The 14,564-nt window shown below is 37.6% G+C and carries 18 protein-coding genes and 8 pseudogenes; 3 read left to right on the forward strand and 23 right to left on the reverse strand.

The window, feature by feature from the left end; genetic code table 11:
- A pseudogene (locus tag PVV63_RS05255) lies at positions 1-282 on the reverse strand (hypothetical protein); the annotation flags it as partial.
- Positions 283-334: 52 nt separating this feature from the next.
- Here PVV63_RS05255 and PVV63_RS05260 point away from each other — a divergent pair.
- Both PVV63_RS05260 and PVV63_RS05265 read left to right on the forward strand, forming a co-directional pair.
- Entirely contained in the window at positions 335-649 is a 315-nt protein-coding gene (locus PVV63_RS05260) for a type II toxin-antitoxin system RelE/ParE family toxin (RefSeq protein WP_273790985.1), read from the forward strand.
- A 16-nt stretch (positions 650-665) separates the two neighbouring features.
- Complete coding sequence (locus PVV63_RS05265; protein ID WP_004861504.1) at positions 666-962, forward strand: HigA family addiction module antitoxin; 297 nt, start codon at positions 666-668, stop codon at positions 960-962.
- 44 nt (positions 963-1,006) lie between these two features.
- Here the strand turns inward: PVV63_RS05265 and PVV63_RS05270 are convergent.
- Both PVV63_RS05270 and PVV63_RS05275 read right to left on the reverse strand, forming a co-directional pair.
- Positions 1,007-1,285: pseudogene (locus PVV63_RS05270) on the reverse strand (hypothetical protein).
- A pseudogene (locus PVV63_RS05275) lies at positions 1,282-2,000 on the reverse strand (antA/AntB antirepressor family protein). The pseudogenes PVV63_RS05270 and PVV63_RS05275 overlap by 4 nt, the downstream one beginning before the upstream one ends.
- Positions 2,001-2,381: 381 nt before the next feature.
- On the opposite strand from PVV63_RS05275, the gene PVV63_RS05280 reads away from it, so the two are divergent.
- Complete coding sequence (locus PVV63_RS05280; protein WP_273790986.1) at positions 2,382-3,467, forward strand: hypothetical protein; 1,086 nt, start codon at positions 2,382-2,384, stop codon at positions 3,465-3,467.
- A gap of 27 nt (positions 3,468-3,494) precedes the next feature.
- Here PVV63_RS05280 and PVV63_RS05285 read toward each other — a convergent pair whose 3' ends face one another.
- The 20 genes and pseudogenes from PVV63_RS05285 to PVV63_RS05380 form a co-directional block, all read right to left on the reverse strand.
- Positions 3,495-3,851 carry a hypothetical protein gene (locus PVV63_RS05285; RefSeq protein WP_273790987.1) on the reverse strand — a complete coding sequence of 119 codons (357 nt, stop codon included), beginning with the start codon at positions 3,849-3,851 and terminating at the stop codon, positions 3,495-3,497.
- Between the two features lie 138 nt (positions 3,852-3,989).
- A pseudogene (locus PVV63_RS05290) lies at positions 3,990-4,643 on the reverse strand (major capsid protein); the annotation flags it as partial.
- Positions 4,623-5,062, reverse strand: a pseudogene (locus PVV63_RS05295) (phage terminase large subunit family protein); the annotation flags it as partial. The pseudogenes PVV63_RS05290 and PVV63_RS05295, both read right to left, overlap by 21 nt.
- Positions 5,055-5,636, reverse strand: a pseudogene (locus PVV63_RS05300) (hypothetical protein). The pseudogenes PVV63_RS05295 and PVV63_RS05300, both read right to left, overlap by 8 nt.
- A gap of 370 nt (positions 5,637-6,006) precedes the next feature.
- A pseudogene (locus tag PVV63_RS05305) lies at positions 6,007-6,588 on the reverse strand (hypothetical protein).
- A 3-nt stretch (positions 6,589-6,591) separates the two neighbouring features.
- Complete coding sequence (locus PVV63_RS05310) at positions 6,592-6,912, reverse strand: hypothetical protein (protein ID WP_273790989.1); 321 nt, start codon at positions 6,910-6,912, stop codon at positions 6,592-6,594.
- A 501-nt stretch (positions 6,913-7,413) separates the two neighbouring features.
- Positions 7,414-7,809 carry a type II toxin-antitoxin system HicB family antitoxin gene (locus PVV63_RS05315; protein WP_273790990.1) on the reverse strand — a complete coding sequence of 132 codons (396 nt, stop codon included), beginning with the start codon at positions 7,807-7,809 and terminating at the stop codon, positions 7,414-7,416.
- Positions 7,806-8,005, reverse strand: a pseudogene (locus tag PVV63_RS05320) (type II toxin-antitoxin system HicA family toxin). Before PVV63_RS05320 ends, PVV63_RS05315 begins: the two are co-directional and overlap by 4 nt.
- Positions 8,006-8,072: 67 nt before the next feature.
- Positions 8,073-8,609: a hypothetical protein gene (locus PVV63_RS05325; RefSeq protein ID WP_273790991.1), complete on the reverse strand. Its 537-nt coding sequence runs from the start codon at positions 8,607-8,609 to the stop codon at positions 8,073-8,075.
- 12 nt (positions 8,610-8,621) lie between these two features.
- Entirely contained in the window at positions 8,622-9,074 is a 453-nt protein-coding gene (ssb, locus tag PVV63_RS05330; protein WP_273790992.1) for a single-stranded DNA-binding protein, read from the reverse strand.
- Between the two features lie 136 nt (positions 9,075-9,210).
- Entirely contained in the window at positions 9,211-9,591 is a 381-nt protein-coding gene (locus PVV63_RS05335) for a helix-turn-helix domain-containing protein (RefSeq protein WP_273790993.1), read from the reverse strand.
- Positions 9,592-9,651: 60 nt separating this feature from the next.
- A complete protein-coding gene (locus PVV63_RS05340; protein WP_273790994.1) occupies positions 9,652-10,200 on the reverse strand; it encodes a DNA adenine methylase in 549 nt (182 codons plus the stop codon).
- A complete protein-coding gene (locus PVV63_RS05345) occupies positions 10,128-10,481 on the reverse strand; it encodes a DNA adenine methylase (protein WP_273790995.1) in 354 nt (117 codons plus the stop codon). The genes PVV63_RS05340 and PVV63_RS05345 overlap by 73 nt, the downstream gene beginning before the upstream one ends.
- 112 nt (positions 10,482-10,593) lie before the next feature.
- The gene (locus PVV63_RS05350) at positions 10,594-11,109 is read right to left on the reverse strand and encodes a hypothetical protein (protein ID WP_273790996.1); all 516 of its coding nucleotides are present in this window, start codon (positions 11,107-11,109) and stop codon (positions 10,594-10,596) included.
- Entirely contained in the window at positions 11,096-11,443 is a 348-nt protein-coding gene (locus tag PVV63_RS05355; RefSeq protein ID WP_273790997.1) for a hypothetical protein, read from the reverse strand. The genes PVV63_RS05350 and PVV63_RS05355 overlap by 14 nt, the downstream gene beginning before the upstream one ends.
- A gap of 181 nt (positions 11,444-11,624) precedes the next feature.
- On the reverse strand, positions 11,625-12,011 hold the full coding sequence (locus PVV63_RS05360) for a hypothetical protein (RefSeq protein ID WP_273754097.1): 387 nt from the start codon (positions 12,009-12,011) through the stop codon (positions 11,625-11,627).
- Positions 11,995-13,164, reverse strand: coding sequence for a hypothetical protein (locus PVV63_RS05365; RefSeq protein ID WP_273790998.1), 1,170 nt, complete (start codon positions 13,162-13,164; stop codon positions 11,995-11,997). Before PVV63_RS05365 ends, PVV63_RS05360 begins: the two co-directional genes overlap by 17 nt.
- Positions 13,154-13,633: a crossover junction endodeoxyribonuclease RuvC gene (locus PVV63_RS05370; protein ID WP_273790999.1), complete on the reverse strand. Its 480-nt coding sequence runs from the start codon at positions 13,631-13,633 to the stop codon at positions 13,154-13,156. The genes PVV63_RS05365 and PVV63_RS05370 overlap by 11 nt, the downstream gene beginning before the upstream one ends.
- Before the next feature lie 81 nt (positions 13,634-13,714).
- Positions 13,715-14,152 (reverse strand): hypothetical protein, encoded by a 438-nt coding sequence (locus PVV63_RS05375; protein ID WP_273791000.1) that lies wholly within the window; start codon positions 14,150-14,152, stop codon positions 13,715-13,717.
- Between the two features lie 16 nt (positions 14,153-14,168).
- On the reverse strand, positions 14,169-14,543 hold the full coding sequence (locus PVV63_RS05380) for a hypothetical protein (RefSeq protein WP_273791001.1): 375 nt from the start codon (positions 14,541-14,543) through the stop codon (positions 14,169-14,171).
- Between the last annotated feature and the right edge of the window lie 21 nt (positions 14,544-14,564).

Consider the following 14,564-nt stretch of genomic DNA (forward strand, 5'->3'; position numbering starts at 1 on the left):
AGCGTAGAAAACCTCCTCAACTTCCCATGCTAATTGGTCAACAAAGCGTGCACCATCTTCACATGTCGCATAACATTCAACATCTAGCGTTAAAATACGCCGCCTTATTCCATAATCTTGCCCATCTTTAATCGTTTCACTTTGTGTGAAAATGTTAATTGCAGGCGTGTTTTCAGGGGAGAAGTTGAAATCACGCATATTGAAAACATTGTCACCAGCTGCTGTTTTTGCTGCCTTTATCAAAGCAACAAAGCTTTCCCTTATCGTTTCTCTCGGATGCATGGGGGCTCCTGTTATTTAACATTTATCCTTTTCTTTATGTTGGTATCGTGTTATGATACGTAAAAGAACGAATAAAGGTGATTTGGTGATTGAATCTTTTGCTGATAAGCGGTGTAAAGATCTTTTAGAAGGCAATCCGCCCAGAGGCTTTCCCACCACTCTAGTGCGTATAGCCCAAAGAAAATTGTTTATGCTCGATAAAGCAGTTGATCTTAAAGATTTGCGTAGTCCTCCGGGAAATCGTCTAGAAGCATTGAAAGGAGAGCGTAAAGGTCAATATTCTATCCGTATTAATGACCAGTTTCGTATTTGTTTTGAATGGCGCTCTAATGGCGCCTATGAAGTTGAAATCGTAGATTATCATTGATCTGTAGGAGGTCGAGATGAAAAATTATATAGCGATTCATCCCGGAGAAATTTTACGAGAGGAATATTTAAAAGAATATGCTCTCTCTGCTTATGCTCTTGCAAAAGCATTAAATGTTCCACGTACGAGAATAGAACGTATTGTTGCTGAAAATAGTCCAGTGACTCCCGATACAGCACTAAGATTAGCCTATTTTTTTGATACTACTGCTGAATTTTGGCTTAACATGCAAGCTGCTTATGACGTTAGTATATTACAAACTGAAAAAGCAGACGAATTTGCCAAAATCAATAAATTTGAATGTAGGGTTTAACCACTCCCCATTTTAAGAACAGGGAGGGGAGTTGTGTTTTTAAGTTAAGCAGCTTTTACAACAGGACTTTCCAAAGTAGGAGCATAAGCTTGCAATAACGGATTCATGCTATGCGGTAGTTCTGAAGTTCCAAAACCTGTAAGAACTGCAAGAATCTTTGTAATATTCGGCACCTCATCTTGAAGTTTTAAAATCAAAGCTTTTTCTATTGCATCCATGGTCTCAATGAGAGCATTAAAAGCTTTATCTTCGACATCATCACGATCAGAAAATTAAAACAATGCCATCCATAAATCGCACAAAAAATCGATACTGGTATTCATTGCCCCCCCCAAAAGATTTGCTCTCTTAAACATGCTAATCCTCTGGATGTGATTTTCGTTGAAGGCAGCACCTTTACTGTACCATCCGGTCTTTGAATGGTGATAGCAGGACAATCCATAAATCCTTTCTTGATCTTGCCTGATAAGGTAACAGAGGCGCCCCTGGAGCCCGTCGATACACCCAATCATGTTTACGCAAGTAATCAGTTAAGTCCTTAGGTCGTACCTCTAACATCTTTTCTGCTTCAATAAGACCAAACAAACCATCAGAGCGTTTTAAACCATCAAGTGCTTCTGCTTTTGGTGCTAATTCAGCAATAACATGATCTTTCTGCTCTATTTGATTTTGTAGGTGATTCAAGACACCAAGTAATGCTTCAGGTTTGGAGTAGTCAACTTGTGGTGTCACTACTTGTTTCAAAAGCCGTTCACATTTGTTAAAGTATTGACGTGCTTCATGCCCTTTATCATTACGCTCTATCATCGAAAGATGTTTAGCTATGTCTAACGTAATGTGGTATTATTTTACCTTTCCACCGCTTACTAAATTTTTAGTAAGCGTTATAAAGTTTATATTTTCCTGAAATTTACATTCTTTAATGCGATTTTTAATCCAATTTCTAAATTCAGACTTTATTTCCAAAAACGCATGCAAATCACGCGCGTTAACAGTTTGAATTGTTTCTTGGCCAATAGTTTGTTCTTTAATTTCTATAGAGTATTCATAATGAACTCCTTACTACTTAGATGTTTTTCATTGACTCTTTAATTAGAAAGTGCCGAGCACTGAAAAACACGGTAGTAAGTCCATCGTTATGCTTTCCTATGAAGGTGTTTTATAGCATAACCACACCCCACAAGATCACTATATGCGAGTAACATACAATGAGTCAAAGCCTTTAATGTGCGAAAATAAACTATCTCGGTAGCTTATCCGCTTAGTATTTAAGGTGTTCGTTAGGTTACTGTTTCGATTATTCATACTCCTGTAATAATATCACTTTTTTCTAAAAATCATAAGCACATATTTACTTTATTTGTCGACTCACTTTAGATTTTCCAGCTTAGTTTTTTATTTATAGTGGAGGGGACAATAATGCTCGACATACTTGATACAATTGCGATGATCGTATGTTTGTTGTCGTTACCGGTGATGGTTGTCGGACTTGTTTTAGTGTGTATAAAAAAATGGCGTAAAAATGGATTGAAAACCCTTGGTATTGGAGTCTTATTATTTCTCGGCTCTGCAATATTAGGTGCGTTTTTTTTTCACAAAATCAAACCAGATCAAGTTGCGTACAATAATGAAATTTTTTCCTCCTCCTCGACTTTATTAATAGATGTTGCTACTCAAAATGAAAGCGTGACAAAGGCACTACCTAAGAATACTGATAAGCAAAGTATCCATGTTCAAGATAAAAAGTCAGACGAAAATGATGGTCTAGGTTTTTGGGGATGGTTCAGGTTAATTTTCTTTGCATTTATTGCATTGTCTATTTTTGTTCATTGGCAAGATAAACGCAACAAACGTTTTAAAGAAAAAGTTTCAGAGCAGGTTTTAATGCCTCCCCCCCATATCCATCTTTCTTCTGATTTATCAGTTGTTAATAAAATGTCGCCGGAACTTGAAAAAAAACGGTTAGAAAAGAGGGTACAGATCGTTCTCCTTTGTGCTCTACTGATTGGAGGCATTGTGGTAACAGTAACTATTACGCCGTGGTTATTAGTACCCATTTTTATTGTTTTAATTTTTGTTATTATTGCCTATCGTGAGACAAAAAAGGAAAAAAGCTTTGAGCAAGAAGTTGCTCTGTGGCAATCAGATATTCCTCCCTCTAATTTTAAGGAAGCATGTGAAATGTTTCAAGAACTTGACGCAAGTGAATATGATTATCGTTTAGTACAAAATGAAAAACTGTTGGGAGTTCAAGAACGCGTTACCTTTGATATTGGCGAAAAGAATCCAATTTTAGGACGTCTTTTAGTAACAAATCAAGCTATTGTATTTGAAAGCCCTGAAGATAATGAAAGGACTACTTGGGCAAGAATTGCATCAGTAACTATAACATACCAAGGATGTCACATCAGTCACCGTACCGGCGCACCATGGAATTACCGATTTAGTGCTATTCCAAATCCAAGGTTTGCAGCAGTAATCCGGGTTCTTGGGCAGCCTTATTGATTTTGAAACACACAAGACAAAGGTTCCTCATTGTTTTTTCTCTCGCAAGATAAGCTTATACATACCGGATTCTGAAGCTTGAGCATCTGTGACAGTGAAGTGCTCTTGAGAAGAGGAAGATTTGCTGTTTTCAGGAACCATCACAATAACACTATCTTCCGGTTTTGGTGGTATTCCCCCGATATCATTGATACAAAGATCAAGTTCCTTTCTTGCAATTGTGGTAGAGATTCTGCCACCGGCGTCCGATTCTGAATGCTTAATGCCGTAAATCGCTGTAATCCGAAAAGATTGCTGGTTGTCCTTTCGCGTGTAGATGATGGGCTGCCCAAAAGTGTTGCTTACATCTTTAACCATTTGGTTTAGCAGCCCGTGCCATCGCATGTTATTTCGCTCCAATAACTGCTTTAAACAGCATTTCAGGGCGTGTACAGATGTAAAGCGGATAGCTATAGACCTCCGTTTTACCCATGCATTACGGTCGTGGTCGACGATAAGCATCGTGTAGAGAGGTCTTCCAACCGTGTTGGCAAAATCCAAGCTTTCACCAGGAGCAAAGGTTTTTTGGAAGACACCAGGCGCATCAACAGGAAAGAATTGACATTCATCAGGCTTAATGCCTATGGCGCGCTTTGTTCCAGCCTTCGCACTCACATTATAGTTGTGAATACTCCGGTAATTAATGAAAGTCACACCCGCAAAGTCAAAACTACCAAAGCTCCCAGAGCCAATCGAACTTGGTGTTGCAACACCTCCGGCGCTATTGAGTGTCTGTGCTAAGGCTGTGTTTAAATAGGTCTCACGAATTGTTTTATGGTTTTTCAATTTGGAAAAGAATTCATTTCCACAAAGCCCAATAATGCGTGAACGATCAGAAAACGCTCCTTTTGAAGCCTCAATCATCCTCATAATGACTTGATCAACATGGTCAGCAACATTGGTTGTCTCTGTATTTAGTTTAAAGTCAATGGGCTTTGGTGGTGTGATTTCCCATTCTTTGTACCAATCGACAATCACCGAGCCGTCAGCATCAAGGACAACACCTTGAACAGCGCCAAGCTGCATATTTTCCCATGTCAATTCGATTCCAGAAATCAGTTTCTTTTGTTTTCTGGCAATATATTTCATTGCTGTCTCTAACTGATCTTCTATACCAAATTCACGACGGTTCTGGATTTCTTCTGATTTCACCGTATCACTTTTGGCAATGCGTTCGCTTAAAGCAGGGCTTGCCATAATCATTTGGTCAAGACGGGTTTTGGACAATTTCTTCGCTGTCTCAACCGTTGGCGTCACATAAAGGGCAGGTCCCGGACTATAATGAATGGCATAACCGCAAAAGTTCAATTCTGCTTCTGACATGCCGATCTGCGTCCCTTTCATGACAATTGTTATTTCAATTGGCACGTAAGAGGAAAGGTTATCCATGATTTCGCGCAAATAAGGGGTACGCTTTGTTCTCCAAAGCCCAGGCTCAGCACTTGCTACGGTGCTAAGGTATCTATTCCCGCCCATTGCGAAACCTTGTACGGTGGGTCTGGTTGTCATGCGTCATTGGCATTGGCGAAAAATTCTTCGACTGCATTGTCATCCATTATTCGTTTCTTGCAAGTTCTCTAACTCTGGAGAATGTGGATCATGACAAGGCACTGGAATATTAACCGCTTCAAGCAAAGCTGTTCTCATAGTGTAATCAATAGCACCAATAAGGCTGGCTGTATCACATCCAACTTGTGCAGCAATGCTTGCACCAAAACGATGAGGAAAATTCAACATATGACATTACGGTGCGCTCTTCCAAACTCACGAGCTGCCTTTTCATTTCTTCTCGATCAACAGTGGTTTCGCGTAGTCGTTCAAGGGCAATTTTTTCGCTTTCAAACGCAACTTGCATTCGCTCCAGTTTTATCTTGTATTCATTGGCTCCATCTGTGGAAGCTTGTTTGATCTTTGTCCGCGGTTGTCCATCAGGCGCTAAAAGTGAAGCAGGGCGCTTTGTTGGATTCTCATTCCAGATGGCTGTGGCAAGGGCTTCATTGACAGAACCATCTTCAAAAAGAGCCGTATCAAATTTACCTGTCTTTATCCGAGAAACCACCGCATTATGTGAAACACCCATCTCTTCGTAAACGCACGAACCGATATCCCCTCACGATACTTCTTATCCATAGTTGCTCTTTGCCTTGATATTTTTCCCATCTTGAGGAATGGGGTTTTCGGCGTATCAGGATAAAGAAAGCTTTACGTCACGAACTGAAAAACGGGCTTCAATGCGATAAGGAGACATTTTACATATCATACTGTACACACTAAATTCGTTATTTATCAATGTGTTAAGTGTACAATGTACAGTCAAATTGAAAATTCTGTCGCTAGCGATAGTTCGCGCTCGCCTGCCCCGCAACAGATCCAACCCGCTGGGAAGTAGATTTTACATTGATTTTATTGTATTTTTTCTGAAAAAAACCAAAACGAAAGTGATAATCTGCTTTAAAAATTACAATTAAAGTGAGTAATGTGTTGACATAGCTTAAGAACATTATTTAGCTTTCTTATTGGCGGCATATTCTTGACGAGCAAGTTGGTACTGTATGTTTTTGATTAGTCTTTCATTGGCTTCGTTTACAATAGCACTTGCAATTTCTGGCTTGGACATCACTTTAGCAATTGAAGGTCCTTCTTGTTTTGCAATGGGGAATTGATCTCCGTCATCTCTTTGAAACACATTCCCTCCCATTTTCAATTCAACACGCTTTGGAAAATTCCCACCTTTGATAAAAGCATGGGGTAAGATTTCTTTCTTTCCAAACATTTTGTATGTTACGCTGTATTTTGTTTCTCTTGCTTGAAAAAATTTAAGAGGTATCGGTGTTCCAGAACCAATGATATCTGTCTCGAGAAACCTTGCTGTCGCTTTTTCTTTAATATACCCCCCCTTTTTTGACACGCTTTGATTGGGCAGATGAGATGTCGCAACTTGCTTTTCAGTAAAGCGTTCAACTTGTTTTGCTGCGGTGTTTAGAGCATTACGCAGAACCCAGTTAAGGCGTGGTGCTTGAAGACTGGTGAAGGTATCTTTTGCCTGTTGAAGATACCATTTTTGGTGGATGATTAATTTCAACGTCTAAGCCTTTTTAGGGGTAGGTGTTGATGACTTGGAAGTTTTAGATTCCTTTGGTTTTTCGAGTGAGGTTTCCTCTGTCACTGGTTCAGATGATGTTTGTACAGCTTCTTGTTCTATTTTCTTAATTTGTTCAACCGCCTTGTCAGGTTTTGCTGTTGTCTTGACTCCAACAAAAGGTTTTACAGCATTAGCGCGCTTGAGACGTGCGTAGACTTGATTGGAAACTTCAACAAATGGATTATTGGGTGTTGATGGTTCAAATCGAACAGTGCTTTTATTGTCTCCAATAACACACATTGGCTTAGTGATGACAGCTTTCATCATTGCTCCTTTTGCGTCATAATTAATGACATCATTAGTCAAATATTAATTTTTGTTATTTGAAAAATAGATTAGCCAGAACTAGCAAGAAAACAGGGCTTTCTAGCTACATTTCAAGTTCACATTTTACTGAATTTTTAAGGGATATTTTTGAATTTTAGACGCAATTCAACTAGTGCCGTGCTGTCATTCAATACTATTTTTTACACCATGTCAACAAAAAAATCTATATTTTTTATTTTAAAATAGAATATATAGATTTTTCTAAAACATTTTAGATTTTATAAATTATTGTGAAATTATTATAGGAGGGAAAGACAATGACAGGTCCAGAAATATTAGATGCCATGTATATAATATCAATGATAGTTATATCCCTCTTAACTATAGCGTTTTGTTTGCCTGCCGCCTTTTGATTTTCATTAATAGTTTTCGGATCATATGCAATTACACGCTTTTGCAAAAAAAATCGAGAGTGAGAAATTTTTCCAGATTGATGAGCTAAATATTAAGCTCGTGACGGGCTGCTGTTGCCAAAAAAGCAGATCTTGTTAAACCTCTCTCTTGTGCACAATTATCAATTGCACGTAAAAGCCCTCGTTCAATTGATATATTTGTGCGTACCACTTCTGCATCATTTTCAATAAAGGGGACTTGTATTAAAAAAGCTCCTTCTGACAAAGCTGTTTTGACAGATTCCCGTTGTATGACGTCTTCAAATTTTGAAGGAATAGGCACTCTATCTATATCTTCACAATAAAGTTGGAGTGCTTCTGTTGCATTTGCGATTAAATTTTCTTCCTCATCAGCAGCAGAAAAAAGTTCCTCAAAATCAGGAAACTGAACACCAAAAGCAGAGTCTTCATCTTTATGAACAAGAGCAAAAAATCTTTTCATTCTTCTTCTCCTTCTTTTAACCAGCCTGCTTGTTGTGCGATAGAACGTGCTGTACCAATCGGAAGATTTTTTTAGGATGTGGAACGATAACAACCTTATCATCTTTTTTAAATTTATGATGAGAACCTTTTACTTTGATAAGTTCAAAGCCATCACGCTTTAATTTTGCAATGATTTTTCGGCTATCTTGTTCCATTACCTAAACTTATAATGTGTAAATATATACACATTTTAATGATTTTTCATCTGATGTCAATTCTTTTTTAACGGCTAAAATGCTTATGAAGCGCATTAAGAACAATACGCAAAGAATTAACAAGATGTGTTAGCGATTGATCTTCTATAACAAGATATTGTAATGCAGCATAAAGATTATACTGTCTATAGAGGTGTTGTGTTTCTTTGATAACCTCTTTCGTCTCTTCATAACAATGAGTTGCTCTTTCAATCCACCGTTTTTGTGCCTCCTCATTTGATGAAGGAGTAAAGTTATCATAAATTGCATTAGGCAATCCTTTTGCACATAGGTAATTGTTTTTCACTTCAAGATATTTTTGCGCATCATCATATTGGTCTTGATTGATTTCGCCTTGCAAATAAAGCCGCCCGATATAGGTACCGGAAAGCGGATTTTTAGCCTCTTCTATGGTCAAGCCAAAGCGTTTGGCACGCATTTCAATTGCCAATTTATCCATGGGTTCATGCGGTGTTTTTGCTCGTGAGATGCGTCCGTTTGGTTCTCTCACACCCCCCTTAATCCGAGGACGACCACGTTTTGCACGTTTTTTTCTTTTTGTCATATTTTTTTTCAATCAGAATGGGATAGCATTATTAAGAGATGTGCTATGATCAGCAGCACCTGAAGCGATGGCATAATGTTGAGAAGTAATGGGTGAAGGGGTAGGGGATGCTGATTGATCTTTCTTTGCATCAAGCAAATACAATTCGCCTTTGAATTGCGGTAAGACAATCTCTGTTGTGTAACGGTCATGCCTATTTTTATCTTGCCATTTGCGTGTCTGTAATTTGCCTTCTACGTAAACCTTTGAACCTTTGTTTAGATATTGAAGTGCAATTTTTGCCAAATGTGGATTAAAAATCATAACAGAATGCCATTCTGTTTTCTCTACTTTTTGATGTGTATTTTTATCTGTATAGCTTTCAGAAGTTACCATACGAAAATTAACCACTTCTGCTCCAGAATTCATTGTTTTGCTTTCGGGATTAGCACCAAGGCGCCCGATTAAAGTCACTTTATTTAGCATATTTGTAGCCCCATTAGATTAGCAATTTATATATACAAAATCTTAGCATAATTTGCTTATTTTTTCAATTATTTCAAAAGTATATTATTGTTTTTTAACATATAAAATTATGTTTACGGTGTATAAAATAAGGAGATCAAGGTATTTTATTTTGCAAGCAGCGTTTCTTTTCCGTTCTCACCATGAATTCCTTGAACACTGTTAGATCTTGTTGTGAAAGACACTTAAAATTTCTAACAAACGTGCTAATAATTTCACGGTTAAGTGGATCAGAAGAATTCATTATAAAATTCTTTCGGCAAATATCAGCCTCTTTTCTTAAAAGAGAAGCCATGTTTTGATCTAAAGCGTACAGCTTTATGATCTTTTCTTCCATTCCTACTGGAACAGATTTTTTGCCAATCTCAATAGAAGATAAAAATGCTACAGAGATGCCTAGTTTATCCGCCATATCTAAGAGCCTTTCAAAGCGATCAAGGCGAATTTTGCGTAAAGTTTTGCCAAATGGTGTAAGCATGTGATTAAAGCTCCTATTCATGCAATCAAGCTGCTTTAAGACGTGATATTGTGTTTTTTTCTAAGAATTGAGGCATTTTGATTTTTGGTAAAAAATCATCAGTTCAGTAGCTTTCCTTTTCTCTTGTAGAGAATATTGTAAGCTAAATTCTATTGAGAGATATTGCCTATACAATAATTTAATTTCTTCAACGTTGTCATAAGTAATTAGCCAAGGTGCCGTCACATGTCGGGAGATGACATTCTCTAAATTGTGGTGATCATTAGCTTTGTAAAACCAAGTATAAAGACCTTTTCCTTTTTTAAAATAAGGAGGGTCCATATAAAAAAAGGTGTTTTCATCAGTTCCATAACGCAGCAAAAATTCCCGTGCATTTAAACGAGTTAAATGTATTCTATCTTTTTGTTCACTTATGCGAAGAATGCGTTCAATTATATTCTCTTTGTTAAATCGGCAATCTATTTTATAGGTACCGCTTTGTCCTTTTTCTCCAATTGGTCCAGCATTTTTAATAATTCCAGATCTATTTGTGCGATTCAAAAAGAGTGCTGCGAATCCTGCGCTAAGCACATCTGCACTTGCAGGAGAAATTTCTTTTGTATGTACCATTCTTCTAAGTTAATGGTCGTTATATTGATTTTTTCTATTAATTCTTTTGTCTTGTGCAAAACGCAATACCAAAAGCTCCAAATGAACAGATCAATATCGTTAATGTGAATATCTTTAACATCACCATTAAAAAGAAGCTTTAAAGCAAGTCCGCACCCGCCAGCAAATGGCTCTCTATAGGAACAGCCATTTAATGCATTTTTCTCAAATATTTCTTTGACTTTTCCATACAGTGCAGCCTTACCGCCTGGATATCTCAATGGTGAGCAGACATGAGTCATTGTTACGCGCCTTTTTCAATGATTTTTTTATGCTCTTGTTGATTTCATCTATGAACGTTGAGAAGAGACAACGCCATTTAATCTAAACAGTTTTATAAAATCGGAAATTTTACTATAGCTTTTTAACTGAGCACTGTAGTGTGTAAATAGATATGTTTATTAAACTGCGTGTACGTAACATAAGAAACAATACACAGACTAAAAAGGAATACCAAAGAGCAATATCTGAGTACCAAAGTACAGTATCCAATGGAAAAGAAAGCTTGTACTCCACGTACTTAGAAATGAAAGGTAAAGAAACAGTTTCTTTATAACTATTTGGAAAAATTAAAACGACAAGCGCTAAACTTATTAGCTTTAAAAGTCTGTGCATATACTGTTGTAAATCACGTGTTAATGTCTTCCAACCTGTTGTATTGCCGCGTTTGTATTTTGGATTGTTCTGCAACTCAAAAGGAATATGAGAATTGCATAAAATTGCAAAAACCGCTGTGACTATTACCAAAGAAACAGATGCGAATGTCAAAATACTTTGAATAAAGTAGGGATTTTTTTTTATTCCTAAAAAACATAAAAATATAAAAGTTATAATGCCAAACAAGGCTCTTAGCTGTTTATCTGTAAACATATTTATTTCCTGCGGTTTTCGATAATTTTTTGATCTCTTTATTGATCTCATCTATAAGAGGTTCGTAATTGAGAACGCTTTTCGGAATATTCCCACCGTAAACCCATGCTTTTACTTGCGCTTTGGTACTAAAATCCGCATTTTCTGGTGTGGTATAATACTGTCCGCCATCAAACTTTTCACACTCTCTTGTGCCATCTTCATATTCGTAGAGGTTGTAAAAATACTCCTCTGCTCCGTCCCCCCAAGGAACATAACCAACAGCTGTTGCAACAAACTCTTTTTGCATGGGTTGTTTACGCTTTTTTAAGAACAGGTCTTTTAATATTTTCATGTTTTTAGTCCATAATTTTACCAATTGGTCTATTTACCTAAAATTTGACCGTACAGAGCGTTTTATATTACAGTATGTTTTTCATCGTAAAATCTTTAAATCGCTTTGTACGGTGCATTTTTGTCGATTTAAATGCATGTCTAATCATAAAATGATCAGCACTTTTCACTAGTTTGCTGTTTTAAGCCGCTTTAGAATTGCTACTGTCATGACACTCTTCACTAGGCTTGCCTATTCTCATGAATGAAATGCGCTTGCCTCCTAAGGCTAGGTTACGCGTATTTTCAACTGCTGTAAAAACTCTCTCAGCAACACCATAAAGCCTGCTTTCTAAATCACGACAATACTGCGCAAGATCAGCACAAGAGGGGACAAAGGTTGTTGACATGCCTTTTGCTTCACCACGTATAAGATTTTTAACAGCTTGCAACAAAGACCAGAGTGAAATGCCGTTAAGAGCTGCGATATAAGCCTTTGCACGCGCTTCTACATTCGAAACTTTTTGCATTGTCAAACCACCTTCAAGCACATCAAGAGCCTCTGCTATGTCTTCAACAGACGCTTTCACGGTAAGTAAGTTTTGAACAGTCTGATAAGCTTCTAAAGCTTGTTTCTCTAGGGTTGCTGTCAATTGAATGCCATTTCTCAAGGTCCATGGGAACTCCAGAGTTACACATTGCTCTATCTGTTGCACGGTATCTTGTAGAGGTGTCACTAAGCTGTGTTGCACCGATAAGATTACGGATTGTCTCTCCGGTACCACCACGAGTTCTTTGATCTTTTGAAAAGTTTCCATTGTTTCCACCATTGTTATTCGTGTTTTTCGTTTTTTCTAAATCCTCGATAGCCTTTCGCACCCAGTTACGCCATGTTGCTTGCCAATCGGTTTTGGTTGCATTTGCTCCGGCTTTTGAACGCCAATAATCTCTAAACTTTGCGATTTCGACTTTGACGCGCTCTGGAGGCAAGCCCTTTGCAATGGCAAAATCGTAATCGGGTTCAAAATCCGTAGGCAATCGACAGCCGCGATTAGCTTGCGCTCGTTTTGCTTTTTGGGAAACGTTCTCTTGCTCGTGAAAGGGAGGTTGATTGTCTGATGAGGTTTCGATTTGCTCTGATGTGGTCTCAACAGCAGCATCCTCTGTTGGCTCGTCAACCAAATCGATTGTTTCTAAATCTTCAGAACCAATTTCTTTTTTTGCTAAAACGATAGTTTTAGTTTTTTTATTATAACTGTTAATGTTATTGTTTATGTTATATATATAGGCATCATTAAGCATGTCGTAAGCATCATGCTTAGCATCATTAAGCATGGCTTTAGCATCATCACAAGCATCATTTGTATGTTTATCCCATCTTGCCTGCGCTGCTTTCTTTGCTCTCTCTGAGAACTTCTTTGACCGAGATGTCTTCGATACCTTATCTAAGCTTTCATTAGAGTTATTGAGTTCTTCTTCAACTTTTAAACTCCATAAACATCCATCGTCTAAACTTTCGATATGACCTATGCTTATTAAAACTTCTAACGCTTTAATAAACATTTTTACTGAACAGCCAGTGTAATTAGCCCAGACCTTCGTGTTATTTAAAAGCGGTTCTCCAGTATAAAGCATTTGCAAACGCAACTTTATATAAACATTGCATTCAATGGGAGATAAACAAGCAAGATCAAGAATCCACCTATCTGCAAACAGCCTCGTCCACGGTAATTTACTGGACATGTGTCCTCCCTTCTTTCATTAAATATAAAATTGCTAAAGCATCTGCTTCGTTGTCGTCTTTAGGCGTATGTCCTTTTGCACATACCGCCTTAATCATTTCTTCTTTTGAGGCATTGCCTTTTCCTGTTGTTGCCTTCTTAATTGTGCCAACAGGAATGCCTTCATATGGTATCTGATGATGTTCACACCACGCTGTTAAGGTTGCTAGAAAGCCTCCGTAAATATGAGAAGCGTCTGTATCCACATGCCGGCGCACCTCTTCAAAATACACTGCGTCAATTTCATCAACAGACCTTTTTAGTTCAGTAAGCCACCGTTTAAAGCGTAAATAACGCATACTACCGCCTTCAAAACGGCGTGGTTGAAAATCTTCTGTATCGCTTGTGATAAAACCATCCGCACCACGTATCGCCCAGCCTGTCTTGGTCCCTAGATCAAGACATAAAATGGTTTGTGCGTTAGTGATCATAATCCCCCCTTAAGGCTCTACGTATTTATATGTGCGCTATGACAGAGCGCGTAGTTATAAGTTTTAAAAAATTGGATTAACTCAATTCAGACACACACTGCACACATCATTTATTAATTCGATTTCTTCTTTTCTTTTTTCGATGAGTTTATCCCTTAAGAAATCAAGCCTATTTTTGACTAAGGCTATAAACAAGATCAGCTCATTTAAGCGATAAAAAGAAGACAACTCTTGAGAAAAATAATTATCAAACCAAGTTGTAAAAGCTTGCGTAAACACAGATAAAAACCATTGATTAAAATCATCGTACGGCAATAACGGAAAATATTTTCTATCATCACGCGCAAAGATACTATGCAGCATATAGACAAGACAACCTGTTGATGAGGGGTCTATGCTTATTTCAAAATATGCATCTTGAGTCGAAACGACACCATAATATATGTTTTTCTGTCCAATCTTATTAACAAGGTCAATCAACTGGACTTTGCTTATAGTGATCTGTGGGACATCTATCATCTCTAATCTTTCTTCTTTAAGAGTGTGTATGCTGCTGTTGCTGTTCATTATTATCTGTAGAGGCGGCACTCTGAGAAGATATTACTGTTTGTGATGTATTTGGTGTACTAACTTTCTCCACCAGATGAAGCGTATCTTTTCTTCGTTTTGTCATTGGACGAATAACTCTATGGGATTTACTCCCATAATTATGTAGGAACCAATCTAGCGTAACCCAAGATAGACCTTTGACTTTAGACAACTGAATAATTATATTCCAGTATTTTGGAGAAATACTATTGCGATCACGCATTTTACGCGCAGCCTCATAGCTACAACCAATTTCCTTTGCAAATTGGCGTATAGATCCCAAAGACTCAATCAAACTTTTGACATAAAAATCATTAACCATGACACATGCAGTACATTACGT

Origin of the sequence: Bartonella sp. CM31XJBT (assembly GCF_028618555.1) — a bacterium.
In the GTDB taxonomy this organism is placed as follows: domain Bacteria; phylum Pseudomonadota; class Alphaproteobacteria; order Rhizobiales; family Rhizobiaceae; genus Bartonella.

What these genes read in the sequence shown, in the direction of transcription:
- PVV63_RS05260 (WP_273790985.1), top strand. Translation starts at nt 335, where the DNA reads ATGATACGTAAAAGAACGAATAAAGGTGATTTGGTGATTGAATCTTTT.
- PVV63_RS05265 (WP_004861504.1), top strand. Translation starts at nt 666, where the DNA reads ATGAAAAATTATATAGCGATTCATCCCGGAGAAATTTTACGAGAGGAA.
- PVV63_RS05280 (WP_273790986.1), top strand. Translation starts at nt 2,382, where the DNA reads ATGCTCGACATACTTGATACAATTGCGATGATCGTATGTTTGTTGTCG.
- PVV63_RS05285 (WP_273790987.1), bottom strand. Translation starts at nt 3,851, where the DNA reads ATGCGATGGCACGGGCTGCTAAACCAAATGGTTAAAGATGTAAGCAAC.
- PVV63_RS05310 (WP_273790989.1), bottom strand. Translation starts at nt 6,912, where the DNA reads ATGAAAGCTGTCATCACTAAGCCAATGTGTGTTATTGGAGACAATAAA.
- PVV63_RS05315 (WP_273790990.1), bottom strand. Translation starts at nt 7,809, where the DNA reads ATGAAAAGATTTTTTGCTCTTGTTCATAAAGATGAAGACTCTGCTTTT.
- PVV63_RS05325 (WP_273790991.1), bottom strand. Translation starts at nt 8,609, where the DNA reads ATGACAAAAAGAAAAAAACGTGCAAAACGTGGTCGTCCTCGGATTAAG.
- ssb (WP_273790992.1), bottom strand. Translation starts at nt 9,074, where the DNA reads ATGCTAAATAAAGTGACTTTAATCGGGCGCCTTGGTGCTAATCCCGAA.
- PVV63_RS05335 (WP_273790993.1), bottom strand. Translation starts at nt 9,591, where the DNA reads ATGCTTACACCATTTGGCAAAACTTTACGCAAAATTCGCCTTGATCGC.
- PVV63_RS05340 (WP_273790994.1), bottom strand. Translation starts at nt 10,200, where the DNA reads ATGGTACATACAAAAGAAATTTCTCCTGCAAGTGCAGATGTGCTTAGC.
- PVV63_RS05345 (WP_273790995.1), bottom strand. Translation starts at nt 10,481, where the DNA reads ATGACTCATGTCTGCTCACCATTGAGATATCCAGGCGGTAAGGCTGCA.
- PVV63_RS05350 (WP_273790996.1), bottom strand. Translation starts at nt 11,109, where the DNA reads ATGTTTACAGATAAACAGCTAAGAGCCTTGTTTGGCATTATAACTTTT.
- PVV63_RS05355 (WP_273790997.1), bottom strand. Translation starts at nt 11,443, where the DNA reads ATGAAAATATTAAAAGACCTGTTCTTAAAAAAGCGTAAACAACCCATG.
- PVV63_RS05365 (WP_273790998.1), bottom strand. Translation starts at nt 13,164, where the DNA reads ATGTCCAGTAAATTACCGTGGACGAGGCTGTTTGCAGATAGGTGGATT.
- PVV63_RS05370 (WP_273790999.1), bottom strand. Translation starts at nt 13,633, where the DNA reads ATGATCACTAACGCACAAACCATTTTATGTCTTGATCTAGGGACCAAG.
- PVV63_RS05375 (WP_273791000.1), bottom strand. Translation starts at nt 14,152, where the DNA reads ATGATAGATGTCCCACAGATCACTATAAGCAAAGTCCAGTTGATTGAC.
- PVV63_RS05380 (WP_273791001.1), bottom strand. Translation starts at nt 14,543, where the DNA reads ATGGTTAATGATTTTTATGTCAAAAGTTTGATTGAGTCTTTGGGATCT.